The 24,247-nt window shown below is 73.9% G+C and carries 23 protein-coding genes; 7 read left to right on the forward strand and 16 right to left on the reverse strand.

What is annotated here, in order from left to right; translation table 11 throughout:
- Positions 1–62 precede the first annotated feature (62 nt).
- Positions 63–767, forward strand: coding sequence for a sigma-70 family RNA polymerase sigma factor (locus ABTY59_RS30385; RefSeq protein ID WP_352022274.1), 705 nt, complete (start codon positions 63–65; stop codon positions 765–767).
- Positions 768–842: 75 nt separating this feature from the next.
- Here the strand turns inward: ABTY59_RS30385 and ABTY59_RS30390 are convergent, their stop codons facing one another.
- The gene (locus ABTY59_RS30390) at positions 843–2,102 is read right to left on the reverse strand and encodes a serine hydrolase domain-containing protein (protein WP_352022275.1); all 1,260 of its coding nucleotides are present in this window, start codon (positions 2,100–2,102) and stop codon (positions 843–845) included.
- A 131-nt stretch (positions 2,103–2,233) separates the two neighbouring features.
- A complete protein-coding gene (locus tag ABTY59_RS30395) occupies positions 2,234–3,742 on the reverse strand; it encodes an MFS transporter (RefSeq protein WP_352022276.1) in 1,509 nt (502 codons plus the stop codon).
- Between the two features lie 159 nt (positions 3,743–3,901).
- Between ABTY59_RS30395 and ABTY59_RS30400 the strand changes: the two genes are divergently transcribed.
- Positions 3,902–4,627: a TetR/AcrR family transcriptional regulator C-terminal domain-containing protein gene (locus ABTY59_RS30400; protein ID WP_352022277.1), complete on the forward strand. Its 726-nt coding sequence runs from the start codon at positions 3,902–3,904 to the stop codon at positions 4,625–4,627.
- Between the two features lie 83 nt (positions 4,628–4,710).
- Here the strand turns inward: ABTY59_RS30400 and ABTY59_RS30405 are convergent, their stop codons facing one another.
- Together ABTY59_RS30405 and ABTY59_RS30410 are read right to left on the reverse strand one after the other, a co-directional pair.
- A complete protein-coding gene (locus tag ABTY59_RS30405; protein WP_352022278.1) occupies positions 4,711–4,917 on the reverse strand; it encodes a cold-shock protein in 207 nt (68 codons plus the stop codon).
- 381 nt (positions 4,918–5,298) lie between these two features.
- Positions 5,299–5,892, reverse strand: coding sequence for a TetR/AcrR family transcriptional regulator (locus ABTY59_RS30410; protein ID WP_352022279.1), 594 nt, complete (start codon positions 5,890–5,892; stop codon positions 5,299–5,301).
- Positions 5,893–6,006: 114 nt separating this feature from the next.
- On the opposite strand from ABTY59_RS30410, the gene ABTY59_RS30415 reads away from it, so the two are divergent.
- Positions 6,007–7,179: an alkane 1-monooxygenase gene (locus ABTY59_RS30415; protein ID WP_352022280.1), complete on the forward strand. Its 1,173-nt coding sequence runs from the start codon at positions 6,007–6,009 to the stop codon at positions 7,177–7,179.
- 36 nt (positions 7,180–7,215) lie between these two features.
- Here ABTY59_RS30415 and ABTY59_RS30420 read toward each other — a convergent pair whose 3' ends face one another.
- Positions 7,216–8,220 (reverse strand): LysR family transcriptional regulator, encoded by a 1,005-nt coding sequence (locus tag ABTY59_RS30420; RefSeq protein ID WP_352022281.1) that lies wholly within the window; start codon positions 8,218–8,220, stop codon positions 7,216–7,218.
- Positions 8,221–8,368: 148 nt separating this feature from the next.
- On the reverse strand, positions 8,369–8,917 hold the full coding sequence (locus ABTY59_RS30425) for a carboxymuconolactone decarboxylase family protein (RefSeq protein WP_352022282.1): 549 nt from the start codon (positions 8,915–8,917) through the stop codon (positions 8,369–8,371).
- A 144-nt stretch (positions 8,918–9,061) separates the two neighbouring features.
- Between ABTY59_RS30425 and ABTY59_RS30430 the strand changes: the two genes are divergently transcribed.
- On the forward strand, positions 9,062–9,640 hold the full coding sequence (locus ABTY59_RS30430) for a TetR/AcrR family transcriptional regulator (protein WP_352022283.1): 579 nt from the start codon (positions 9,062–9,064) through the stop codon (positions 9,638–9,640).
- A gap of 87 nt (positions 9,641–9,727) precedes the next feature.
- Here the strand turns inward: ABTY59_RS30430 and ABTY59_RS30435 are convergent, their stop codons facing one another.
- The 7 genes from ABTY59_RS30435 to ABTY59_RS30465 all read right to left on the reverse strand — a co-directional run bounded on the left by ABTY59_RS30435 (position 9,728) and on the right by ABTY59_RS30465 (position 18,674).
- Positions 9,728–11,383 (reverse strand): acetate--CoA ligase, encoded by a 1,656-nt coding sequence (locus ABTY59_RS30435; protein ID WP_352022284.1) that lies wholly within the window; start codon positions 11,381–11,383, stop codon positions 9,728–9,730.
- Positions 11,380–14,586, reverse strand: coding sequence for an FAD/NAD(P)-binding protein (locus ABTY59_RS30440; RefSeq protein ID WP_352022285.1), 3,207 nt, complete (start codon positions 14,584–14,586; stop codon positions 11,380–11,382). Before ABTY59_RS30440 ends, ABTY59_RS30435 begins: the two co-directional genes overlap by 4 nt.
- The gene (locus ABTY59_RS30445; protein WP_352022286.1) at positions 14,583–15,056 is read right to left on the reverse strand and encodes a cobalamin B12-binding domain-containing protein; all 474 of its coding nucleotides are present in this window, start codon (positions 15,054–15,056) and stop codon (positions 14,583–14,585) included. Before ABTY59_RS30445 ends, ABTY59_RS30440 begins: the two co-directional genes overlap by 4 nt.
- 125 nt (positions 15,057–15,181) lie before the next feature.
- A complete protein-coding gene (locus ABTY59_RS30450) occupies positions 15,182–15,598 on the reverse strand; it encodes a cupin domain-containing protein (protein ID WP_352022287.1) in 417 nt (138 codons plus the stop codon).
- Positions 15,591–16,496, reverse strand: coding sequence for a sulfurtransferase (locus tag ABTY59_RS30455; RefSeq protein ID WP_352022288.1), 906 nt, complete (start codon positions 16,494–16,496; stop codon positions 15,591–15,593). The genes ABTY59_RS30450 and ABTY59_RS30455 overlap by 8 nt, the downstream gene beginning before the upstream one ends.
- A gap of 43 nt (positions 16,497–16,539) precedes the next feature.
- Complete coding sequence (locus ABTY59_RS30460; RefSeq protein ID WP_352022289.1) at positions 16,540–17,079, reverse strand: HPP family protein; 540 nt, start codon at positions 17,077–17,079, stop codon at positions 16,540–16,542.
- A gap of 44 nt (positions 17,080–17,123) precedes the next feature.
- A complete protein-coding gene (locus tag ABTY59_RS30465; RefSeq protein WP_352022290.1) occupies positions 17,124–18,674 on the reverse strand; it encodes a vanadium-dependent haloperoxidase in 1,551 nt (516 codons plus the stop codon).
- A gap of 436 nt (positions 18,675–19,110) precedes the next feature.
- Here ABTY59_RS30465 and ABTY59_RS30470 point away from each other — a divergent pair, with 436 nt between their 5' ends.
- Entirely contained in the window at positions 19,111–19,623 is a 513-nt protein-coding gene (locus ABTY59_RS30470) for a hypothetical protein (protein WP_352022291.1), read from the forward strand.
- Between the two features lie 165 nt (positions 19,624–19,788).
- Positions 19,789–20,439, forward strand: coding sequence for a ScbR family autoregulator-binding transcription factor (locus tag ABTY59_RS30475; protein ID WP_352022292.1), 651 nt, complete (start codon positions 19,789–19,791; stop codon positions 20,437–20,439).
- Positions 20,440–20,492: 53 nt separating this feature from the next.
- On the opposite strand, the gene ABTY59_RS30480 is transcribed toward ABTY59_RS30475, so the two are convergent.
- From ABTY59_RS30480 to ABTY59_RS30490, 3 genes are read right to left on the reverse strand one after another with little or no spacing between them, the layout of a single operon-like run.
- Complete coding sequence (locus ABTY59_RS30480; protein ID WP_352022293.1) at positions 20,493–21,257, reverse strand: SDR family oxidoreductase; 765 nt, start codon at positions 21,255–21,257, stop codon at positions 20,493–20,495.
- Positions 21,258–21,296: 39 nt separating this feature from the next.
- Entirely contained in the window at positions 21,297–22,247 is a 951-nt protein-coding gene (locus ABTY59_RS30485) for an NAD-dependent epimerase/dehydratase family protein (RefSeq protein ID WP_352022294.1), read from the reverse strand.
- Positions 22,248–22,261: 14 nt separating this feature from the next.
- On the reverse strand, positions 22,262–23,203 hold the full coding sequence (locus ABTY59_RS30490) for a ScbA/BarX family gamma-butyrolactone biosynthesis protein (RefSeq protein WP_352022295.1): 942 nt from the start codon (positions 23,201–23,203) through the stop codon (positions 22,262–22,264).
- 128 nt (positions 23,204–23,331) lie between these two features.
- Between ABTY59_RS30490 and ABTY59_RS30495 the strand changes: the two genes are divergently transcribed.
- Complete coding sequence (locus ABTY59_RS30495; protein ID WP_352022296.1) at positions 23,332–23,988, forward strand: ScbR family autoregulator-binding transcription factor; 657 nt, start codon at positions 23,332–23,334, stop codon at positions 23,986–23,988.
- Positions 23,989–24,247 lie beyond the last annotated feature (259 nt).

Raw genomic sequence — 24,247 nt, forward strand, 5'->3', positions numbered from 1 at the left:
CGACTCGCCCGGCGACGCCCGACCCGCGCGCCGGACGCCTCTCGTCCCAAGGACCTTCGGCGATGACTCCTGCCCCGCACACCCCTACCCACCCCCCGCTTGTGAACGCACGCACAAGCACGGCGCGCACCGCGCCCTCGGCCGAGGCCGACGCGGCGACGACCCGTCTCGCGCTGGCCGCCCGGGACGGCGGCCCCTCACAGGCCGACCTGTTCGTACGGGCGCTGCACCGCGACGTCTGGCGTTACGTGGCGTACCTCAGCGCCGACCGCCAGGCGGCCGACGACCTCACTCAGGAGGTCTTCCTGCGGGCGCTCACCGCGCTGCCGCGATTCGAGGGCCGCTCCTCCGCCCGCACCTGGCTGCTCTCCATCGCCCGCCGCACGGTCGTGGACAGCCTGCGGCGCGCGGCGGCCCGGCCCCGGCTCTCGGACCAGGACGACTGGCAGTCGGCGGCGGAGCGGGCACAGCCCCGCGGGCTCCCCGGCTTCGACGACGGCATCGCGCTCGCGGAGCTGCTCGCGGCGATCCCGGCGGAGCGGCGGGAGGCCTTCGTCCTGACCCAACTCCTGGGCCTGTCCTACGCGGAGGCCGCCGAGACCGCCGGCTGTCCGGTCGGCACGATACGGTCCCGGGTCGCGCGGGCCCGCGCCTCGCTCGTCGCGCTCCTGACGGCGGGCGAGGGGCCCGCGCCGGCCGTGCCGGCCGAGGAGGGCGGTGCGACCGGGCGGCGGCAGCGGCTGCACGCGCTGCCGGTCCTCGCCTGACGGCCGGCGTTCCGCGCCCCCTGGTGCCGTCGTCGGACGGCACCAGGGGGTCCCGCACGGGCAGGTGACGGGTGATCAGGAGATGGCGAGCGGGTCGTTCGGGGCGAGCGCGGCCGCGATGCGCTCGGCGACCACCTCGGCCTGGTTTCCGTCGGGGGTGGTCGGGGTCTTCGTCGCGGAGACCGCGATGGCGAGCCGCTTCGACGGGAGGTAGGCCTGGATCGCCGCGTACCCGGAGAACGACGGGTTCTGCAGCACCCAGCCGTTGACGACGATCACGCCGAGGCCGAAGTGCTTCGCCTCGGTCTGCTTCAGGCAGATCGAGGCGGGGCAGGTGGGGCTCTCGCCGCCGAGACCGACGGTGCCCGGGTTCAGGAGGGTGCGGTAGGAGCGGTGGGAGAGGAGTTCACCGCTGCCGATCGCCCGCGCCGAGGTGGCGAGGTCGCAGATGTGGGTGGTGATGACCGCGCCGGGCGCGGTGGTCCACGAGGGGTTCCAGAACGTGGACTCCTCGTAGAGGCCCCGGTCCGAGGTGAAGGCGTGCAGGACCGGTCGCGGGATGTCGGGGGTGAAGTTGTTCTGCGTGTTCCACATCCCGAGGGGCCCGGTGACGCGCTCCCGGATCAGCTTGTCGATCCGGGTGCCGGTGATCTTCTCCAGGGCCTGGACGAGCAGCAGGTAGTTGGCGTGGGAGTAGCTCCAGCTGGTCCCCGGCTCGTACCAGAAGGAGTGGCTGTACGGGTAGGCGAGGAGCTGTGCCGGGGTCCACGCGCGGAAGGGGTGCGCCTCCAGCTCGGCTCCGAAGGCCGGGTCGGTGACGTAGTCGTGGAGGCCGGTGGTGTTGCTGGCCAGCATCCGCAGGGTGATCAGGTTCGCCTTGGGGACGTCGGGCAGCCATCGCTCCACGGTGTCGTCGAGGTCGACCCTGCCCTCCTCGACGAGCTGGAGGAGGGCCGTGCCGATGTGCGCGAAGGCCACGGAGCCGGCCCGGAAGTGCATGTCGGGCTCGGCGGGGACGCCGGTCATGGACTCGCCGAGGGCGTCGGTGAGGACCTCGCGTCCGTCGAGGGTGACCCGCACCTCGACGGACTTGAGCGCGAGGTCGGACTTGGCCTTGCGGGTGATGTCCAGGACCCGGCGGGCCTTGCCGTCGAGGGGCCGCTCGGTGCGCACGCAGTCGCGCCCGCCCGGGCCGCCGGGCCCCTCGGGACCCGAGGCGAGGACGGGGGCGGCGGCGCCGGCCTGGACGGTGAGGGCGAGGAGGGCGGCGCAGAGGAGGGCCCTGCGGGACCGGGATCGCGTCCGGGTCCGGGGCCGGTGGGGGGTCGGAGTCATGACCGCACTATGTCGGGAGCAACCGGATGTCTCGTGCCGAACACTCCCTAATCGACACGAGAGGCATCCATGTGGGGCAGACGGAAGAGCCGGCACCCTGGGGGCACCGGCTCTCGCGAGGGGGCACGGGGTCAGGCGACGAGCTCCTTCTCGTCGGCCCCTTCGGCGGCGGCGTCGGCCGGGGCGGTCTTGGCGTCGCGCATCACCAGGGTGGCGAGGACGGCCGCCGCGAGGACACCGATGGCGCTGATGGTGAAGGTGGTGGTCATCGAGGAGGTGAAGGCCTCGCGGGCGGCGGCGATCAGTCCGGCGTCGCCCTGGGCGGCGGCGAGGGCCCCGCCGATGGACTGCTTGGCCGGCTCGGGGGCGTCGGCCGGCATCTCGGCGGAGTAGGTGCTGGTCAGGAGCGAGCCGAGGATGGCGATGCCGAGCGCGGTGCCGGCCTGCTGGATGGTGTCGTTGAGGGCGGAGCCGACGCCGGCCTTCTCCGCGGGGATGGTGCTCATCAGGGCGCCGACGGCGGCCGGCATCGCGACACCGGCGCCGAGGCCGAGCAGGCCGAGGGCGACGGCCGGGACGGTGAAGCCGGACTGCGCGTCGACGGTGGTGAGCAGGGCGAAGGAGGCGGCCATGACGAGCATGCCGGCGAGGATCAGCATCCGGTTGCCGACCTTGGCGGCCAGTCCGGCGCCGGCGGCGTTGCCGGCGAGGGCGGCGACGGCGAGCGGGACGAAGGCGAGACCGGCCTTGACGGGCGAGTAGCCGAGGACGAACTGCAGGTACTGGGTGAGGACGAGGAGCAGTCCGCCGTTGCCGATCTGCACGAGGGTCAGCGAGAACGAACCGCCGCTGAAGTTGCGGTGCTTGAAGAGGACCAGCGGCACCATCGGCTCGGGGGTGACGTTCTCCCAGACGACGAACCCGGCGAGGGTGACGACGGCGACCGCGAGGGTGATCAGCGAGCGGCCCTCGAAGGCGCCGTGCTGCGGGATCTCGATGATCCACCAGATCAGCGCGGTCATGCCGACGGCGGAGAGGATCGCGCCGAGCGGGTCGGGCTTCTGCCAGGGGCCCTTGGACTCGGGCATCAGGGTGAGGGCGGCGACGACGGCGAGGACGACGACCGGGACGTTGATGAAGAAGATCGAGTGCCAGGAGAAGTGGTCGATGAGGACGCCGCCGAGGACGGGGCTGCCGACGAGGCCGAGCATGGACACGGAACCCCAGGCGGCCATGGCGCGGGGCCGCTCGTCCTCGTCGAAGACGGTGATGAGGAGGGAGAGCGTCGAGGGCATGATCAGCGCTCCGCCGACGCCCATGGTGACGCGGGCCGCGATGACCTCACCGGGGCTGGTGCAGACGGTGGCGGCGAGGGAGGCCGCGCCGAACAGCAGCAGGCCGAGGACCATGACCTTCCGGCGGCCGAAGCGGTCGCCGAGGCTTCCCGAGGTGAGCAGGAGTCCCGCGAAGACCAGGATGTAGGAGTCCAGGATCCACTGGATGTCCTGGGCGCTCGCCCCGATGTCCCCGGTCATGGACGGCACGGCGACGGTGAGCGCCATGCTGTCGACGACCAGGACCAGCGTGCTGAGGCACAGCACGACCAGGATCCACCAGCGGCGTGGGTTGCGGGTTTCCATCGGGAGTTCCCCCTCGGGTGTCGTTCGCACGCTTCGGAGCGCCTTTCGGAGCGCCCTCGGCGCCCTGCGATGCGAACACTGTACGCAGATGCGCACAGCGTTCGCAACACCCGAGACCTGTACGCTGAATGCGCACGCCGTACGCAGCGAAGGAGGACCATGGCCACCAAGGCGAACCCCGTCCCGTCCGTATGGGCCCGCGAGCAGTCCGCCCCCGACCAGCCCGCGCTCAGCCGGGCCGCGATCGTCCGGGAGGCGGTCGCCATGCTCGACGCCGACGGCATCGAGGCGCTCAGCATGCGCAAGCTCGGCGCCCGCCTGAACGCGGGGGCGACCTCCCTCTACCGCCACGTCGCCACCAAGGACGAGCTGATGGAGCTCGCCGTGGACGAGGTCGCCGGCGAGATCTCCGTGCCGCCCGCGGGCAGCCCCTGGCGGGCCGCCGCCGCCGAGGCCGCCGCGTCCTTCCGTGCGACGGCCCTGCGCCACCCCTGGCTCTCGTCGACGCTCGGGCAGGCCGGCCTCGCCTACCTGGGCCCCAACCTGATGTCCTACTCGGAGCGCCTCGCGGCCCTGTTCACCGCCGCCGGCTTCCCCGAGCCGAGCCGCGCGATCGACACCCTCCTGTCGTACGTGATCGGGATGAGCACCACGGAGGCCGCCTGGCTCAGCACGGTGGCCCGCTCAGGGGAGACCGAGGCCGGGTTCATCGCGCGCCTGATGCCCGCCGCCCAGCAGGCGGCGGCCGCCCACGACCACCTCGCCGAGTCGTACGCCGACGCGGCCGCCCGGGCGGCGACCGACCCCGTCGCCATCCGGGACGCGAAGTTCGCCTACGGCCTGGACGTGGTCCTGGACGGCCTGGAGATGCGGCTCCCCCGCTGACCCGACGCCCTCGCCCACTCGCCGGCGCGGCGGGACGCGCGGCCCCGCCCGGCCGGGCCGGCGGGGCGCTGCGCCCGCCGGCTTCAGAGGCGCAGCTCCTTGGCCTCGAAGCGGCCTTCGCCGAGGACCAGGACGAAGGAGACCTGCTGGCCCTCCGAGACCGTCCGCTCCTTGCCCTCGATGTCCTCGGCGCTGAAGTACACCTGTTCCTCGGAGCCCACGGGGACGACGAAGCCGTACCCGGCGAGACGGTTGAAGGACTGCACGAACCCGACGCTTCTGCCTTCCACGGCGGCCTCCTCGTCGTCACGGGCGGCGCGGTCGCGGGTGTCCGCACCTCAGGGGAGATGTACCCCGTCCGTCCGGGCTCCGCCACCGCCGTCGCCCGTGCGAACCACCCCGGATGATCTCGTACAATATTCAACAGAGGCCCGCTGCCGGAGATCCCCCGTGTCCGCCAGCGGGCCTCGCCCGTTCCCTCAGGACCCGGGACCGACCCGGACCGTGCCCCGCGCCTCGTACTCCAGCATCTCCTCCAGGCCGTTCGCCGCGTCCGGTACGTCTCCGCCGACGGACCCGGCACCGTCACCGCCGCCTACGGGACGGAGGTCCGCGTCGAGGCAGTCGGCCGCCGCCGCCCCCCGGTTCCGCGTGCTCCCGGTCGGGCGCGGTCAGGCGCGGCCCGGATAGGCGATGCGCGCCGTGATCCTGGCGATGCGCCGCGCCGACTCCTCCGGCGGGGCCACCGGCTGGACGATGTGGCTGACGGTGAGGCGCACGATCGTCTCGACGGCCAGCCCCCGGGACTCCTCGTCGACGTCGGGCCAGGCCTCGACCGCGTACGCGTCGAGCATCGCCATCGCGGTGCCGAAGACCGGCTCCGGGCGGGTCGTGAGGTAGGCGAGGAGGTCGTCCTCGCCGCCGCGCGCCGCGAGCAGGACGCTCTTGATGAGGGGGTTGTCCACGGCCTGCTGGAGCGCGTAGCCCACGCCCGCCGCCGCCGCGGCCTCCAACACGCCCCGATGGGCGTCGAGTTCGCGCTGGATGCCGACGAGAAAGCCCTCCAGCTCACGCTGGACCAGGGCCTTGCCGATGGCCTCCTTGGTGCCGAACTCGTTGTAGAGCGTCTGGCGGCTGATGCCGGCGGCCCGCGCGATGGCGGTCATGCGCAGCCCGCCCCAGCCGTCGGCGGCGACGAGCCGGTAGGCGGCGTCGAGCACCTGCTCGCGCAGGAGGGACCGAACACTCTCGCGGAAACGTGTCATCGTGCCCCCACCTTATCCACGGGGCACTGTCCAAAGCATTGACGCTTCAGCGCTCTTCCGTCTATGAACTGGACAGTAGGCATGTGAAGTGTCCAACGCCCTGAGGAGCCGGTCTTGGCCCTGCACAGCGACTCCCCCGAAGCCCCCGCCGCCTGGCGCGACCCCAAGCGCCTGCTCTGGCCGTTCGGCCTGCTCATCCCCTCCTTCCCCTTCCTGTCCTGGGGCCTCGTCGCCGCCACCGGCCTCCGGGTCTTCTGGTGGACCGGGGTCCTCGTCCTGTACGTGATCTTCCCGGTCGTCGACCACCTCATAGGCAAGGACTCCGCCAACCCGCCGGACAGCGCGATCACCCGCCTCGAACAGGACCGCTACTACCGGTGGTGCACCTACCTCTACCTGCCCCTCCAGTACACCGGGCTCGTCCTCGGGTGCTGGCTCATCACCCGGGGCGACCTCACCCTCCCGGACCGGATCGGGCTGACGTTCACCCTCGGCGGGGTCGCCGGCATCGCCATCAACACCGCCCATGAACTGGGCCACAAGACCGAGGCCCTGGAGCGCAGGCTCTCCCGGATCGCGCTCGCCCAGACCTGGTACGGCCACTTCTACGTCGAGCACAACCACGGCCACCACATCCGCGTCGCCACCCCGGAGGACCCGGCGAGCGCCCGGCTCGGGGAGAGCTTCTGGCGCTTCCTGCCCCGGACCGTCCTCGGCGGCCTCACCTCCGCCTGGCACCTGGAGAAGCGCCGGCTCACCCGCCGGGGCCGGTCCGTGTGGAGCCCCGGCAACAGCGTCCTCGGCTCCTGGGCCCTGTCGTTCGTCCTCTTCGCGGGACTCGCGCTCGCCTTCGGACCCGGGGTCCTGCCGTACCTCGCGGTCCAGGCGGTGTTCGGCTTCTGCCTGCTCGAAGTCATCAACTACACCGAGCACTACGGCCTCAGGCGGGAGCGCACCGCGAGCGGGCGGTACGAGCGCTGCGCCCCGCGCCACAGCTGGAACAGCGACAACGTCGCCTCGAACGTCTTCCTGTACCACCTCCAGCGGCACAGCGACCACCACGCGAACCCCACCCGGCGCTACCAGTCGCTGCGCCACTTCGACGAGGCGCCCGAGATGCCGACGGGGTACGCGGGGATGATCGTCCTGGCGTACGTCCCGCCGCTCTGGCGCCGCGTCATGGACCACCGGGTCGTCGCCCACTACGGAGGCGACGTGACCCGCGCCAACCTCCAGCCGTCCCGGCGCGACCGGCTGCTCGCGCGGTACGGCACACCCGCGGGGTGAGCGCCGCTGCGCGGGACGGCAGGACGGGCCCGGGCGTCAGGAGGCGATGCTCGGGTCCGGGCCGAGGGCGGGGGCTCCGTCCGCGAGGCGGGGGCCGGCGAGGACCTCGGACGCCGGGACGGCACGGCCGAGGGCCGTGGCCTGCCGGAGCGTCTCCGTCAGGTTCTGCCGGTCGGCGGCGGGCCGGGTGTCGTGGCGGCCGAGGATCAGGGAGGCGTTCCAGCGCATCCGGGGCACTCCGGGGAGGGGGCGCAGGCCGCCGGCCGCCTCGTGCTCGACGGCGAGCGCCGTGGGGAGCATGGCGCAGCCGAGTCCCGACTGGGTGGCGGCGCGGACGCCCGCCATGGAGCCGAGTTCATGGATCTCGGGCGGGCTGTCGCTGCGCAGGCGGAGGAATTCGGGGAGCCAGCGCTGGGAGGGGCAGTCGGGGTCGGCGATGACGACCTGCCGGCCGTGGCCGCCGGGGCGTCGGCCGACGCCGGTGACGGGGACGAACTCCACTTCCTGGAGGCGTACTTCGGTGAGGTCGTCCGAGCGCTCGGTGTGCGGCTGCTCGGCTAACAGGTCGGCGGGGTCGTCGGCGTCGACGACGGTGAGGACGAGGGCGCCGTCGATCGCGCCGGCCCGGAAGGCGTCGTGGACCTCGGCGGTTCCCATGATGCGCAGGGCGAGCTGGACGCCGGAGAGGAGGCGCCGTCCGATGTGGGTGACGCGGGCGAGCTGCTGTCCGTACGCGAGGGCGGGGACGATGCCGACGGTGAGGCGCGGCGGGTTGGCCGCGGGCCGGCGCAGGGCGGTCTCCATCTCGCCGACGAGGGTGAGGATCTGGCGGGCGTAGTCGCGCAGGACCGTACCGGCGTGGGTGAGCCGGACGCCGTTGGGGAGCCGCTCGAAGACGGGCTCGCCGACCTGCCGCTCCAGGGCGCGCATCTGCGCCGTGACGCTGGACTGCGAGTAGCCGAGGCGGCGGGCCGCCTGGGTGAACGACCCGGTGAGGGTCACCTCGCGGAAGGTTCTCAGTGTTCTTGCGTCGATGTCCACGTGAATTCCCCCCTGCCGCGCGGGCGGCAGTGTCCTCGCACCGGGTGGTGGTCGGCCACCCGTTTCGATCGCCCCGGTCGTTCGCACAAGGCCGCAGGGGTGCCGGACGCGTCCTCGCGCCCGGCACCCCTGCTCGGCCGCGAAGACTCTACTCGGCGAGGTGGGCCGGGACCAACGGAAAGTCCAAGTCCGGCTGCGCAACGTGATTGAAGAAGTTGGACAGGACGTTGAGCGCGACGTGGCCGACGATCTCCGCGATCTCGGCGTCGGTGACCCCGGCGGCGCGGGCGTCCGCGAGCGCCCCGTCGGTCACGCGGCCGCCGGTCGCCATGACGGCGCCGGTGAAGCGGAGCACCTGGTCCATGTGCGGGTCGCCGGCGTCGCCGCCGCGGCGGGTGTCGAGCAGTTCCTGCTCGCTGAGGCCGACCTTCCCGCCGCGCAGGGTGTGCGCGGAGACGCAGTAGGTGCAGTCGTTGCGCTGGGCGATGTAGAGCGCGAGCTGCTCGCGCTGCCGGGCGCTGAAGCTGCCGCCGACCAGGGCTTCTCGCATGGCGAGGTAACCGCGGAGCGCGGCGGGGCCGTTGGCGAGGGAGGCGTAGAGGTTGGGCAGCTTGCCGAGCTGCTTGAGGGTGCCTTCGAGCAGCTCGCGCTGCTCCTCGTTGGCGGAGTCGACGGTCAGCTGGGGCAGGCGGGGCATGGAGCTCTCCTTGAGCCGGGCCAAGACGGAACTGGTCGGTACCATCAAGACGGTACCGATCGGTTCCGTCCGACGCAACGGGAAGGCGGCACTCCGGAGTTCGGATCAGGATCGCCGATACGGCACCGAGTGGTACCGTCTGGTATGGCCACGAACGCGAAAGAACGGCTCCTCAGCGCGGCGGAGCGCCTGTTCTACGAAGAGGGGATCCGGGCCGTCGGGATCGAACGGATCCTGTCCGAGTCCGGAGTCGGCCGCGCCTCCTTCTACCGCCACTTCCCCAGCAAGGACGACGTCGTCGTCGAGGTCCTGCGGCGACGGGACGGCATGTGGCGCGCCTGGCTCGACGGCCGGATCGCGGCCAGCGCGCGCTCCCCCGAGGAACTGCCGCTCGCGCTCTTCGACGGACTCGCCGAACGCTTCTCCGCCGCCGAGTTCCGCGGCTGCGCCTTCATCAACACGATGGTCGAGACGGCCGACCCCGACAGCCCGGCACACCACGTGGCCGCCGAGCACAAGGAGAAGGTCATCGCCGTCCTCGACCGGCTGCTCGCCGAGGGCGGCTACCGCGACCACGAAGCCCTGGCCCGCCAGCTGGCCCTGCTCGGCGACGGCGCCATCGTCACCGCCGTGCGCGAGGGGACGCCGGAGGCGGCGGTACGGGCCAGGGGCGTCGCGGAGGTCCTCCTGCACGCGGCGGACCGGGAGCCCGTCGGGGCGTAGGGTCCTGTCGATCACGCCGCTCGCCCGGTCCGGTCGACAGGACGCCCCCCGGCCCCCGCCCGGCGCGGTGCCGGCCCCCGCTCCCCGTCAGGGCGCGGTCCGCCCCGCGCGCAGCTCGGCGCGCCGGACCTTGCCCGAGCGGGTGCGGGGAAGGCGGGGGACGACGTCGACGCCGCGCGGGACGAAGACCGGCGCGAGCCGCTCGGCCGCCAGGGCCAGGAGCGCGTCGGCGAACCCGTCGGGGGCGGGCACCGTGCGCGGTTCCACCACCGCGTACGGCGCCAGGCCGCCCTCGGGGTCCGGACACGGGATCACCGCCGCGTCGGCCACCTCCGGGTGGGTGCGCAGGACCGCCTCGATCTCCAGCGGCGAGACCCGGTGGCCGTGGGACTTGAAGACCTCGTCCATCCGGCCGAGCAGCCGGATGGAGCCGTCCGCGCACCGCTCGCCCCGGTCGCCCGTGCGGTACAGACCGTCGGCGAAGGCCTCGGCCGTCCGGTCCGGAAGATCCGCGTAGCCCCGCATCAGGCCGGGCGGACGGTCCGTCAGGTCCACGCACACCTCCCCCGCGTCGCCCGCCTCCCCCGTCTCCGGGTCCCGCAGCACGATCCGGTAGCCCGGCAGCGGATGCCCGAGCGGGGCGAGCGGTTCGGGGCCGCCGGGGGCCCGGCCGATGAGGGCGGTCGCCTCGGTCTGGCCGTACCCGTCCCGTATCCGCACCCTCCAGGCGGCCTCGATCCGCGCCACCGTCTCGGCCGTCAGCGGCTCCCCCGCGGCGGTCGCCTCGCGCAGCCGGGGCGCGCCTGCGCCGCCCGTGACGTGCGGGAGCATCGCCCGCCAGGCGCTGGGCGGAGCGCAGAAGCTGCTGACGCCGTGCGCGGCGAGGACCCCGGGCAGCACCTCCGGCGGGAGCCCGCCGTCGGGGGGCGCGAGGACGGTCGCCTCCGCGGTCCACGGCACGAAGAAGCTGGACCAGGAGTGCTTGGCCCAGCCGGGCGCGGAGAGGTTGAGGTGCCGGTCGCCGGGACGCAGCCCGCTCCAGTACAGGCTGGAGAGGTGCCCGACGGCGTACCCGGCGTGGCTGTGCTCCACGAGCTTGGGCAGGGAGGTCGTCCCGGAGGTGAAGTAGCAGAAGGACGGGTCGGCGGCGGGGGTGGGGCCGTCCGGCACGAAGCGGCGCCGGCCGGGGCCGCGGGTGTCGGGGTACGGGGACCAGCCGGGCCGGTCCGTGTCGGGCGCCGTGCGGAGGCCCGGAACCGGCAGCGCGTCGAGCAGCGGTACGAGTCCCGGCGCGCAGACCAGGTGCCGGATCCGGCCCCGGCTGATCCGGTCGGCGGCCTCGTCCCGGGTCAGGTCCTGGTAGCCGGGGACGACGACGGCGCCGAGCTTCACGCAGCCGAGCAGCGTCTCCCAGAGCTCGGCCCTGGTGCCGAGCAGCACGAGGACGCGGTCGCCGCGGGCGACGCCCCGCTCCCGCAGGGCGGTCGCCGACTCGTCGGATCGGGCCGAGAGCTCGGCGAAGGAGACCCGGTCCACGACGGGGACGGCGCCGTCCGGACCCGGCCTGCCGAGGAGTTCCAGGGCCGGCCGGTCGTTGCCCTCGGCGATGACGTCGAACCAGTCCAGGGCCCAGTTGAAGTGCGCGGCCCGCGGCCACCGGAAGGCGGCGCGGGCCGTCTCGTGGTCGCCGCGCAGCCGGAGCAGCAGGTCACGCGCGGCCCGGTACTCCTCGTGGGCCGTCACGAGGCACCTCCCAGCAGGGCCCGCGCGATCGCGTCCGCGTCCCGGGTGAAGGAGCCCCAGGGGCCCGGCCGGCCACTGCCCACCTGGGTGAACCAGCGGGTGTGCTCACTGGGGATGCCGAGCACGTGGGTGCTGGTGTCCACCGAGCCGTCCGCCCGCACCGGGTGGAAGGGGGAGTCGGTGCAGTCGAGGCCGCCGGTGGCGAACTCCCCCGCGCCCTCCGCCGCGTTGGTGAAGGTGCGGATCTCGCCGTCGACCATCAGACCCCGGATCAGCGGGTCCCGGTCCGCCGCCAGGTCGGTGCCCGGCACCCGGGCGTCGACGAGGACGTCGAGCGCCGCCCAGGAGTTCTCGACCTGCGCCGACTCCACGGCGAACCGGCCCTCGACGGGATCGGCCTCGAAGCGGGCGCCGGGGCCGACCGGTTCGAGGACCCCGGCGGCCAGCAGGGCGAGGAACTGTTCCGAGCGCAGCTGCGGCGGCCCGGTCGAGACCATCGCGGCGACGGGGCCGAACTCGGCGAGGAACCAGCGGTGCGAGTCGGGGGTGAGCCCGCCGAAGTCGACCACGCCCCTGATCGTCTGCCGGACGTCCCTCAGCACGTCGGCGGCGGCCTTCAGGGGTCCTTCGGTGTTGCCCCGGCGGGCCTCGGCGAGGTCGGCGCGGAGCCACTCGGTGAGCACCTTGTGGTACTCGGCCGAGGAGCCGAAGCGCCGGCCGGCGAAGGGCCGGGCGAGCGCGTCGAGACCGGTGAGCGGCCGGGGGTCGACCCGGTGGGCGGCGGCGAGCCCCTCCAGGAGCCGCGGGCGCGGGTCGGCGCGGTCGGCGAGGAGGGCGACGCCACGCTCGGTGAAATCCCGCGCGGCCTCGGGGCCGTGGGCCTGCCGGACGCGGGTGGCGAGGAGGACCAGGTTCACCTCGGCGAGCAGCCAGGGCAGCACGGTCCGCTCGAAGTCCAGGGGCGCCCCGTCGGCCCTGAGCGCGGCCATCCGCTCCGGGGTGAACAGCCGTGCGCGGTAGCGGTGTTCGGGGCCCTTCTGGTTGGCGCCCCGGGTGAGCAGCGGCACTCCCCCGCGTGAAGCGGCCAGGATCCGCGGCTCCTTGCCGCTGGGGAGGTAGAGGAGTCCGTCCTCGCCCTCGGCGAAGGTGCCGCCGCGCCCGAGGGTCAGCTCGGTGAGGATGTCGTAGAAGGTGAGCCCCATGCCGAGGATGCCGACGCTCGCGCCCGCCGGGATGTCGGCGAGCGGCATCTCGCTCGCGGAGCCGCCGGCCACGTACCGGACGGCCCGCGCGGGGGTGCTGTGTTCCCGGGCGAACCGCTGCCAGGCGCGCTGCTCCCCGTCGAGTTCGGTGAGGGGGTGCCCGGTGGCGAGGAGCAGCCGGTCGACGGTGAGGACGTCGCCGCGGTCGAGGCGCAGCCGGTGCGCGACGCCGTGCGGCCCGCCGGCGGCGCGGTCGGCGCAGACCACCCTTGCCGGGACCCGGTGGACGGTGAGTCCGGGCGGCAGGGTCGCCTCGATCCGCTCCATGACGTAGGTCAGGTAGCGGCCGTAGACGGCGCGCGGCGCGTAACCGCCGGGCTCGGCGCCGGCCGGGTCGTGCGCCGCCCACCACTGGCCGAGCGTGGGCCCGGCCCCGGGCCGGTGGGGTCCTCCGTCGGCCGGTCCGGAGAACATGGTGACCTCCTGGGCCGGGGTGTTCATGAGGAACCAGGGCGACTGGTCCGTGCGCCAGATCCGGCCCGCCCCCGCCTCGTACGGATCGATCGCGAACACCTCCACCGGCCGCGCGGGCGGCTGCCGGGCGCAGCGCGCGGCGAGCCGCTCCAGTACGGAGAGGCCGCGCGGGCCCATGCCGACGCACGCGACCCGCAGCGGCGCGCCGGTCGCCGGCGGGGCGGCGCGGGGTTCCGGGTGGGGCTGCGTCCGCGCCGCGGCGTCGTGCTCGCGGGCGACGCGGCCGAGCATGCCGGAGAGCTGTCGCGAGGTCATCGGAAGGGTCCTCCTGCTGGTGGTGAGCAGCGGCAGGGCGCCCAGGTCGGTCCACCGCAGGCGTCCGTCGGGTGCGACGGTGGAGCGGACGGCGCCCCGGTTGTCCGGGTGCAGGCAGAACGGCACGTCGAGCAGGCCCCGGTCGAAGGCCTTCAGGAGGGCGACCCCGAGGTCGTCGGAGAGCCCGAGGACGGTGGTGATCAGGGTGCGGGCCTCGGTGAGCGTCTCCTCGGCGTCGGCGCCCGCGGTGTACCGGGTGCCGTGGGCGGCGCGGGCCGCGTCGGCGGCGATCCGCAGGGCGGTCAGGTTCTCGTGGACGGTGGGGATCCGGTGTGCCTCGGACTCGGTCTTCACGATGAGGCGCCGCGCCCCTCCGCGGACGGCGAGCTCGGCGCTGCGGCGCAGCAGCAGCCGGGCGCCGGGCACGGTGCTCGGGTACACGCCCATGTAGGTGTAGAGCACGATGTGGCGGTCGACGTCCGGCGGCAGGAACTCGTCGGCGAGGTGCCGCAGCGCGGTGAGGGCGCCGATGTCCTGGGCGGGGTGGGTCTGCTGGGCGTAGCTGAGGGAGACGCTGGTCGCGCCGTTGGCGACGAAGAAGAGGCATTCGAGGACCGAGACGGCGACGAGCAGCGAGGGCGGGCAGAGCTGGCCGAGGAGGCAGCCGCCGAAGGATTCGAGGTGGGCCCGGCGGCCGCGGGCGCGGCTCTCCTCCGTGAGGAAGGCGACGGAGTCGCGCCAGGCGGCGACGGATTCGGCGAGCGGGGTGCGGCCGTAGGGGAGGCAGTACGAGACGGGGCCGCCCTCGGAGGCGGTGAGGCCCGCCGCGGCCATGGTGCGGAAGATGGCCATCGGGTCGGCGGAGCCGTGCCGGACCTGGACGGGGGTGCCGCGCCCCGCGGCGGCGGCGACCCGGGCGCCGGTCGTGGGGCCGTGGCTGACCAGCGGGAAACCGTTGAGGGGCCGCCCGGCGCGGAGGGCGGCGGTGGCGGCGGCGTGGTCGCCGACGCGGGTGTAGCTGTCGATGGTGAGGGTGGCGACGGTCCGTTCGGGCAGGGTGGCGACGGCGGCGACTCCGTCGGCCATCTCCTCGGGCCCTGCCATGCCCATGCGGGGCTGGACGACCAGTTCGCAGGCGTCGGCGGCGTCCTGGACGAAGGCGCCGAGATCGCCGGGGGCGGGCGGCTGCGGGGGCGGGGCCTGGGTCGTCAAGCCGCGGCCCGCCCGGTACACGCTCCGCCGAGGCCGGCGAGGCGGCGCAGCAGCGCCGTGGGCGGGGTGCCGTCCTCGTACACCTCGTCGTATCCGGCGTCGAGGAGTTCGGCGGTGCGGTCGGCGGCGCCCTCCGGGGAGATGCCGAGAAGTCCGCCGATGACCATGGGGACGGTACGGGTGCGGGGGTCGGCGCGCAGGGCGCGGGCGGCTCGCAGTCCGTCCTGGTGGCCGTGGCCGTTGACGGAGGAGAGGACGACGAGGTCGGGGCTCGTCATCCGGGCGGTGTCGACGAGCAGCTGCTCGGGGACGCAGGGGCCGAGGTTGAGCACGGAGTGCCCGTGCTCCTCCAGGAAGAGCTGGAGGTGGACCAGGTTCCAGGTGTGGGCGTCGGAGGAACCGGTGGTGAGCAGGACCCGGCGGGAGGGCTCGGGACTGCGCAGGGACTGGGGCCGTGCGGACGGTGTCATGGCGTCTCTCCGAAGGGGGTGCGGATACGGGGCGAGGCCGCCGGGCCCGTGGGGTCCGGCGACCTCTGGGGGGTGTCAGGGCGCCGCGCGCCGGGCGGGACTTCCCGGACGGGCCCCGGGGAACGTCAGGTGCCCGCGCCGACGCCCGTGGTGATCTCGCCGGACCGCGGGGTGCGGGCGGCGGCGGGGCGGGCGCGGACGGCGAGGACGGTGCAGCCCTCGGCGCTGGACATCTGGTGCCGGGTGCCCGGCTCCTCGACGACGAGGTCGCCGCGGTGGAAGCGGCGGCCGTCGCTGTGGTCGAGGGTGCCGTCGAGGACGAGCATCAGCTCGTGGCCGAGGTGCTCGTGGAAGTCGCCGTGCGCGCCGGGCGGGAAGCGCAGCAGGAGGGAGGCGGAGTCCTCGTCGCCGGCGGGGTCGGGGCCCCAGAGCACGACGTACTCGACGCCCTCACGGCCGGGTTCGGTCCACGGCACCCAGGGCAGGTCGGTCTGGTCGAAGCCGTCGCGGAGCACGTTGCGGAACACGGTGACGTCAGGCACGGGCGGGGACCTCCGGGGCGCGCTGGGCGACGAGGGACGGGATGGGGTCGGGGCCCCAGGGCTGGGGGCCGTTGACGATGGGGGCGCCGATGAGGGAGCCGAACTCACGCCAGGCACCGTCGTAGTTGCGGATGTCGGGGAGGCCGAGGAGCTCGCTCAGGACGAACCAGCTGTGGGCCGAGCGCCAGCCGACCCGGCAGTACAGGACGGTGGGGGCGTCGGTGCGGACGGCCGCGTAGGCGCGGGCCAGCTCCTCGTCGTCGCGGAAGGTGCCGTCGGGGTGGACGGCGGTGTGCCAGGGGATGTGCTCGGCGGAGAGGGCGTGGCCGCAGCGCACGCCGAGGTCCTCGGGGACGCCGGGCGGGGTGTTGCTCCGCCCGAGGTACTCCTCCAGGGAGCGCACGTCGAGGAGTTGGTGGCGGCCGATGTGGTCGAGCATGTCCTCGCGGCGCGCGCGGACGGTCTCGTCGGCGGAGGGTACGGGGTAGGCGGCGGGCGCGCGCTGGGGGACGTCCCGGGTGAGGGGGCCACCGAGGGCCTCCCAGCGGAGCCGGCCGCCGTCGAGGAGCCGGAGCTCCCGGTGGCCGTACAGCCGGAACTGCCAGTATCCGGCGGCGGCCCACCAGTTGTTGTTGCCGCTGAGGAGGACGACGGTGTGCTCGGCGGTGATGCCGTGCCGGCCGAGGAGGGCGGCGAAGGCCTCGGGGCCGATGACGTCCCGGCGTACCGGGTCCTGGAGGTCGCCGGTCCAGTCCAGGCGGACGGATCCGGGCACCCGGCCCTGGTCGCTGCCGCCGTCGGTGATCTCGACGAGGACCGTGCGCTCGTCCCGGGTCTCGGGGTTCCGCAGCTGTTCCATGAGCTGCTCGCAGCTGACGAGCAGTCTGTCTCGGTTCACGGGCGCTCCGTTGGGAAGAGGGGCGGACGGGATGCGGAGGGGGTCACCACCAGTACGTGGGGTACTTGCCGATCGCGCCGAGGCGGGAGGCGAGCAGGCCCACGAGGACGAGCAGGGCGCTGCCGACGGCGAGCAGGACGAGGAACCGCAGCGGCGCGGGGTCCTGGAGGACGGCGAGGACGGCGGTGGCGGCGGCGGGCGCGTGGACGGCCCGGAGCAGCAGCATCAGGCCGACGCTGAGCCCGGCGGCGACGGCGGCCACCCAGAGGGAGTGGCCGAGGAGGGCGACGGCGACGAGCCCGAGGGCGCCGGAGCCGACCTGGCCGAGGAGGACGCCCCGGGGCTGGGCCGGGGGCAGCGCGGGGGTGCTGCAGATGATCATCGCGGTGGCGGCGAGCGGGGCGATCATCAGGAGGTGGCCCGTGGCCTCGCCGAGCGCCACCAGGATCAGCAGCGACACGACGGTGGCGAGGGTGCCGAGGGCGGCGGGCCGGGTGCCGGGGAAGGGCGGGGCGCCGCCCGCCCATCCGCTGCGGGCGGGCGGGGCCGGGGCGCCCGCGGGGGTCTGGGTCTGGTTGCTCATGGTTCTGCTCCTCGGGCGGCGGACGGGCGGGCGGCGGGGGCGGGTCAGCGGTGGGTGCCGGTGAAGTAGCGCAGCGCCTGGCGGTGGACGACCTTGCCGATGCGGTGGCCCATCTCGATGCCGGGCTCGTTGTCGAAGCTCCAGTGCATGCCGCCGTATACGCGGGAGATGCCGGCCTGGTGGGCGGCCTCGCTGAAGGTGGACCAGTGCAGGACGACGTCGGTGCGCGGGGTGAGGCCGGGCTCCACGGTGGAGGCGCCGGCCTTGAAGCGGTACGAGTCGCCGAAGGAGTCGGAGCCGGTGAAGCGGCGGAGGAACTCGGCGGCGGCCCCGGAGAAGGTGCTGTGCCCGGAGACGGTGGCCGGGAACGGCGGAACGGCCACGTACGCCTGCCAGTTCACCCCGTCCATGGTGACGGTGCCCCGGCCGGGTCCGCCCCAGGCGCGGATCTGCCGGCCCCGCCGGTCGTACGGGATGAGGGTCGAGGGGCGGGCGAAGTCGTACTGGGCCTTGACCGCCCAGGAGCCGATGGCGGCGTCGCACTCGGCCATGTTGAGGCCGAAGAAGAGCCGGGCGTCCTCGTCGACGCCGTGCCCGTCGCGGGCGGAGACGTACCGTCCCCACATCTGCTGGGCACCGGGCGGGGTGACGTCGTCGTTGAGCCAGAACTCCGCGATGGCCTTCTGCTCGTCCGTCAGGCGGGCGCTGATGTCGAGGAGTTCCTCGATCGCGGCGGTCATGCGGACGGAGGGGTACGCGGGCGGGGCGGGGACCGTGAACTGGTCGGGGCGGCTCAGCGCGAAGGGCTTCATCACCGCGAACTGCGGGGTGAGGTACTTCTGCGTCTTGCCGTTCACGATGAGCGGGGTCCAGTGCGCCGGGTCCGCGACGGTGGACGGGTCGAAGGCCCCGGCCGTCTGGGGGCTGTTGCGCGGCTGGTAGCCGGTGGTGTCGGTGTACGCGGGGGTGCCGAGCTGGTTGGCGCCGTCGGCGTGCCGGTACTCCAGGACGGCGCGGGCCGTGCGCAGGCCGATCCAGGCGGGGCTGTACGGGCGGGGGTCCGTCAGCTCGGGGTCGCCGCCGAGGCTGCGCAGCATGGAGTCGATGGCGACCTTGTACTCGGGGTAGAGGTCGAGCAGCGCGAGGTGCGCCGCGTAGCTGATGGCCTCGTTCTTGTTGTCGAGGGTGCGCTCGGCGCGGGGGCGGCGCAGGGAGCCGCCGAAGCGGGTGCCGACGGCGTGGCGGTCGTAGCAGGCCCAGGCGTCGTAGATGGCGTTGTGGACGATCGCGAGCGCCCGGGCGTTCACGGTGGCGGGGCCGAAGCGGTTGCCCGCGGCCTGGTAGCGGCCGAGGATCGCGTCCATCGCGGCCTGGTTCCAGCGGATGACGACGCTGGGGTCGGTGACGGCGCCGGGGGCGCGGCGGCCCGTCCGGGTCTCCGCCTCGAAGCTGGTGGGGACGGCCGTGGCGGCGGTGCCGGACAGGGCGAACGCCCCGGCCGCCGCGGCGGAGGCGGTGATCACCCGGCGCCGGGTGAGCGGGGTGCGGGCCGCGGCGGTCGTGGTGGGGGCGGGGGCGGCGGGTCGGTGGGTCATCCGTGGATTCCTTCGCGTGGTGCCGGGAGCGGACGGACTCGGCGTGCATCAAACACAAACTCGAACAGACCTCAGGCTGGCGAGAATTGATCGCGTCCGGCAACGGCCGATCGACTTCTTCCATCGCGGGCATGCAAGGAAGCGATGGGCGTCGCGGGGGTCGTCGGCAGGTCGTTAGCGTGAGCCCACGGCGTCCGCCCCTCCGGCCGCGATTTCGGCGTGATCCGAGCGGTCCACCGCCCGGCTCCGCCCCGACCGGCCGCCGCTCCGCCCGGGCCCGCACGCGCGCCCGGCCGCCATCCGCACGGCCGCCGATCCGCACGGCCGCAGATCCGCCTCACCCGATCCGCCCCGCCCCGCCTGGCCCCGCCCGGCCATCGATCCGTCCGTCCGGCCCGCCCGGCTCCGCGTCGACTCGTGTTGGAGATGCCCGCCCATGACCGTTTCCTCCGAACTGACCGCTCCCGTCACGGACTCCGCACCGCACCCGTCCGCCACGGTCTCCGCCGCGCCGCCGCACACCGGCGCCTTCGACCGGCTCGCGCCCCGGTTGCACCGGTACGGCCTGGGCATGCTCCGGGCCGGACTCGGCGGGGTGTTCGTCTGGTTCGGTGCGCTCAAGGTCATCGGGCTGAGCCCGGCGGCCGCGCTCGTCGTCGCCGTCCTGCCGTTCCCCGCCGGCGACTGGTTCGTGCCCGCGCTCGGCTGGGCGGAAGTGGCCCTCGGCCTCTGGCTGGTGACCGGCCGCGCCCGCGCCGCCGCGCTCCCGGTGCTCGTCGCCCACCTCTGCGGCACCTTCGCCGTGCTCGTCCTCACCCCGTCCGTCGCCTTCGCCCACTCCAACCCGCTCCTGCTCACGCTGGTGGGCGAGTTCGTCGTCAAGAACGTGGTGCTGCTGGCGGGCGCGGTGGTGGTCCTGACCCATCCGCGACGCCCGAACGGGCGGTAGTCGTCCGGTACTTCCGGCGCCCGCCTCCGAGCGCCGTTCCCATAGCACCGTGGAAGCACACCAAAAGCCCGTACAATACCGAGCAGTCGGTTTGGGTCGTCGGGCGGCACGGCAGGGCGGGGCACGGCCGCCGCCGCCTCGGCGCGTGTGCTACGGGAGCGATGGGTGACCAAACAAGAGCGGGCCACACAGACCCGTGACGCGCTGATCAAGTCGGCGGCCAGGGAGTTCGACCGGCATGGCTACGCGCTGGCCACCCTGTCCGCGATCAGTGCGGGAGCGGGCGTCAGCCCCGGAGCGCTCCACTTCCACTTCGACAACAAGGCCTCGGTCGCCGAGGCCGTCGAGGAGGAGGCCTGCACCGCCCTGCGCCGGACCGCCCGGATCGCCTACGGGCAGGGCTCGGACGCCCTGCAGAACCTCGTCGACACCTCGCACGCCCTGGCCCGGCTGCTCCGTGACGACGTCGTGGCCCGCGCCGGGTTCCACCTGAGCTGCGCCGACGACTCCCGTACGGAGCTCAATCTGCGCCAGGAGTGGCAGGGCTGTGTGCAGCAGCGGCTCGCGGAGGCCGCCGACGAGGGGCTGCTCCCCGCCGGCGCCGGACGGCACCAGGACCTCGCCCGCACGGTCGTGGCCGCCACGATCGGCCTGGAGGCCCTCGGACGGGACAACGGCGAGTGGCTGTCCCCCAAGACCGTGACGGGCCTGTGGCGCACGCTGCTGCCGACGCTGGCGGGCCCGGACTCGCTCGCCGGGCTGGACCCGGCGGGCAGCGGGGCCGTCGCCCCGGACGCGCTCGCGCCCGTCGGCTGAGCGACCGGCCCCGCCACCGCGCGGGTGGGGGCGGCGGGGGCGCACGGCCGCGGTCAGAGCCAGCTGCCGCCCGTCGCGTCCACGTACTGGCCCGTGACCCAGCGGGCGTCGTCGGAGACGAGGAAGCCGACCACGTCCGCGACGTCCGCCGGCGTCCCGATCCGGTTGAACACCGAGTGGGCCGCGAGGGCGGCGCTCGCCTCCGGCGTGGCGCGACGGCGCGCGTTCATGTCCGTCGCCACGTAGCCGGGGGCCACGGTGTTGACCGTGATGCCCCGGGGCCCCAGTTCCTTGGCGAGGGCCAGGGTCATCGTGTCGACGGCCCCCTTCGTCATCGCGTAGGTCACGGAGTCGGGAAACGCGTGCCGCGTCGCCGCCGAGGAGATGTTGACGATCCGGCCGCCGTCGGCCAATCGGTCGAGACCCCGCTGGACGAGGAACAGCGGGGCCTTGACGTTGATCGCGAAGAGCCGGTCGAAGACCTCGGTGGTCAGCTGGTGGATCCGGCCCGAGCCGCTCCCCGCCGCGTTGTTGACGAGGATGTCGAACCCCGGCCCGGCTCCCTGTCCCGCGAGACCCGCGTCCAGGGCGGCGTAGAACGCGTCGACGGCGTCCGGCGCCGCCAGTTCCGCGCGGAACGCGAAGGCCCGGCCGCCCGCCTCCTCGATGGTCTTCACCGTCTCGCCGGCCGCCGCCTCGTTGGTGCCGTAGTGCACGGCCACCAGGGCGCCGTCCCGGGCCAGCCGTTCGGCGATGCCTCTTCCGATGCCGCGGCTCGCCCCGGTGACGATCGCGGTCTTCCCGTCCAGCGCGGACATGGCCGTGGTGCTTCCTTCCGTCGGTTTGCGGATTCTTCGTCAGGAGTGGTGGAGGAGGCTCCGGTACCAGGGCGTGTGGTCCGCGATCCTCGCGGCGAAACCCGGTCCCGGGTCCCGGCCCCAGTCCCGCCAGGGGCGGTCGTCCTCGAACCAGTGGTCGGTGGCGAGCATGGCGAGGTGGTGCTGCGCGAAGGAGACGTCCCTGAGCAGCTCGCGGGCCCCGGCGACGTCCACCGCCGGCCCCCGCGTCCCGGGCGGCGCGGCGAGGAGCGCCTCGGCGGCCGCCAGCAGGTCCGCCACCGGGACCGGCTCCGGGTGGTTGACGTAGTACGGGCCCGGCACGGTCCGGGGGGAGAGCGCCGCGTCGAGCAGGGCCCGCGCCAGGCTGTCCACGTCGATCAGCGAGTGCAGCGAGGAGCCCCCGTCGAGCGGGCCCGGCAGGGCGGCGAGCAGCCGCACGACGCCCGGCACCAACTGGCGGTCGCCCGTGCCGTACACGAGGTGGGGCCGCAGCACGGTCCCGCCCGCGTCCAGGACGTACGCCTCCCCCGCCGCGCGGGTGCGGCTGGTGGCCGAGCCCGGGGCCAGGGGCAGGGTCCCGGGGGTGGCCGCCCGGAAGGGGCCGCGGCCGTGGACGGAGGCGGTGCTCAGGGAGACGATCCGCGTCGCCCCGGCCCGGACGGCCGCGTCGATCAGGGACCGCGTCCCCTCGTCGTTGACCGCGCGGGACGTCTCCTCGTCCGCGCCGATCGCCGAGGCGCAGTGGATCAGGGTGTCGACCCCCTCGCAGGCCCGGCGCAGCGACGCGGGGTCGCGGAGGTCGCCGGTGACGGTCTCGACGCCGTGACCGGCCCCCGGTCCGGTCGGCGGGGCGGGCGGGCGCCGGGCGAGCAGCCGCAGCCGGTGCGGCTCCGGTGCGGTGGCGGCGGCGGCCGCGACCCGGCTGCCGATGAATCCGGTCGCGCCGGTGATGAGGATGCGTGGTGCCATGGTTCCGGTTCGGGTCAGCCCGCCAGGCGGCTGAGGCCGGCCGCGGCCAGGGCCCGGGACGGGGAGGTGAGCGTGCAGCGGAAGACCTCGTGGCCGTCCTGGTGGCCGGTGACCTGGACGGTGGCCGGCCCGGAGCCGAGTCCGGGCAGGACGTCGGCCTCGATCCAGCAGGGGCTGTCGAGTTCGACGTAGCGCGAGAAGGAGACGTCCATGACGGTCGGCACGTACGCCGCGCCGCCCAGTCTCAGCGTCGCCGCCTGCCGGGCGGCTTCGAGCAGCAGCATCCCGGGCACGTGGTCGTTCGGGCGCCGGAAGAGGGTGGGGTGGGCGGTGTTCACGCGCAGTTGCCAGGGGCCGCCGTGGGTCCCCGCCGCCAGGACGACGTCCTTGGCGTGCTCGCGGCCGACCAGGTGCGGTGCCACGGCCGGGAGCAGCGGGACGGGGCGGCCGAGCGCGGCCATCCGCTCGCCCCGGATCCGGCGGTAGGCCAGGGCCGAGGTGCAGCGGGTGAAGGCGCCTCCGGTGCCGAGGTGCCGGCCGTCGCGGGTCAGCACCACGGTGGTGCGCAGGTCGACGAGCCTGCCGCGCCGGATGCCGACGTCCGAGCAGACGATGTCGAGGCTGACGTCCGAGGAGAGGCCGCTCACGGCGAGCGCATCGGCGTCGGCCGTGTAGTGCAGGCCCCACATGACGAACTGATCCTCGACGGGTACCCCGAATTCGGCGTGAGCGACGAGCATGGTGGCCTGGCGTATCGTCTCGGCCACCAGGAGGGGGTCGTGGCGGTCCCCTGCGACCGGAGAGAAGAAGGGATGCGCTGCTGGCCAGTGGGCCGAGACGGAGAAGCGGTTCTCCGTCACTGCGGTCCATCCCGTGGGGATGATGTCCGCGGGATCCGCTCGGTGGACGAACTCCCCGGGGACGCGAGTCGTCGCTCCTCGAAAGTTCCGGTCCATGGATCCCCCTTGCGTCCCCGCACCCCTGGGCGGTGTCTCCGCCCGACCTAGAATACGTACAGTCCGGTTTTCTTTTCAATGCTTCACGTCACACCACGAGCACAGACAGCGATACAGCGGGAGGCGCCTTGGCGCAGCAAGCGCGTGCAATCAAGACCCGGCAGGCGATCCTGCAGTCGGCGGCGGCGGTCTTCGCCGAGCGGGGCTACGAGCGCACGACCATCGGAGAGATCCTGGTGCGCGCGGGGGTGACCAAGGGAGCACTCTATTTCCACTTTGCTTCCAAGGAAGACCTGGCCCTCGGCGTGCTCGACGCGCAGATGCTGGACGAGCCGATGACGCCCCAGGCCATCAAGCTCCAGGAGCTCGCGGACCAGGCCTTCCTGCTCGCCCACCGGCTGCAGCACGACGCGCTGGTGCGCGCCAGCGTGTCGCTCGCCCTGGACAGCGGCGCCGTCAGCGTGGACCGCGCGGCGCCCTTCCAGGCGTGGATCGATCAGCTGTCGGAGATCCTGACCGTCGCGAAGGCGCGGGGAGAACTCCTGGTCCACGTGGACGTGACGGACACCGCGCAGCTCTTCTCGGGCGCCTACGCGGGGATCCAGACGATGTCCCAGATCCTGTGCGATCGCAATGATCTTCTTCATCGGGTGGCGGTCCTGCTGCAGTGCCTGCTTCCCAGCATCTGCACGCCGGCCCTGCTGACCGGCCTCGATCTGACCGAGGGCCGCGCCCGGCAGCTCGCGGTGGAGTACGACGCGAGGAAGCTCCTCCGCGAGGGCTGATCACCTCGCGTACACCTCGTATTAAGAAAACCGACCGATCGGTTCTTAGAGCGCCCCGACACACACAGTGTCGGGGCGCTCTGGCGTCATGGCACTGAGTGTGTTTTGCTGAGGGTACTCAGTGCCACAAGCGTCTAGGGGAGCTCCACATCATGGGTAAGGACTTCGACCTGTATCGGCCCTCCGAGGAGCACGACATGCTCCGGGAGTCGGTGCGTGCCCTCGCGGAGGCGAAGATCGTGCCGTTCGCGGCGGCGGT

Source organism: Streptomyces sp. NPDC096079, assembly GCF_040303145.1.
GTDB lineage: Bacteria > Actinomycetota > Actinomycetes > Streptomycetales > Streptomycetaceae > Streptomyces.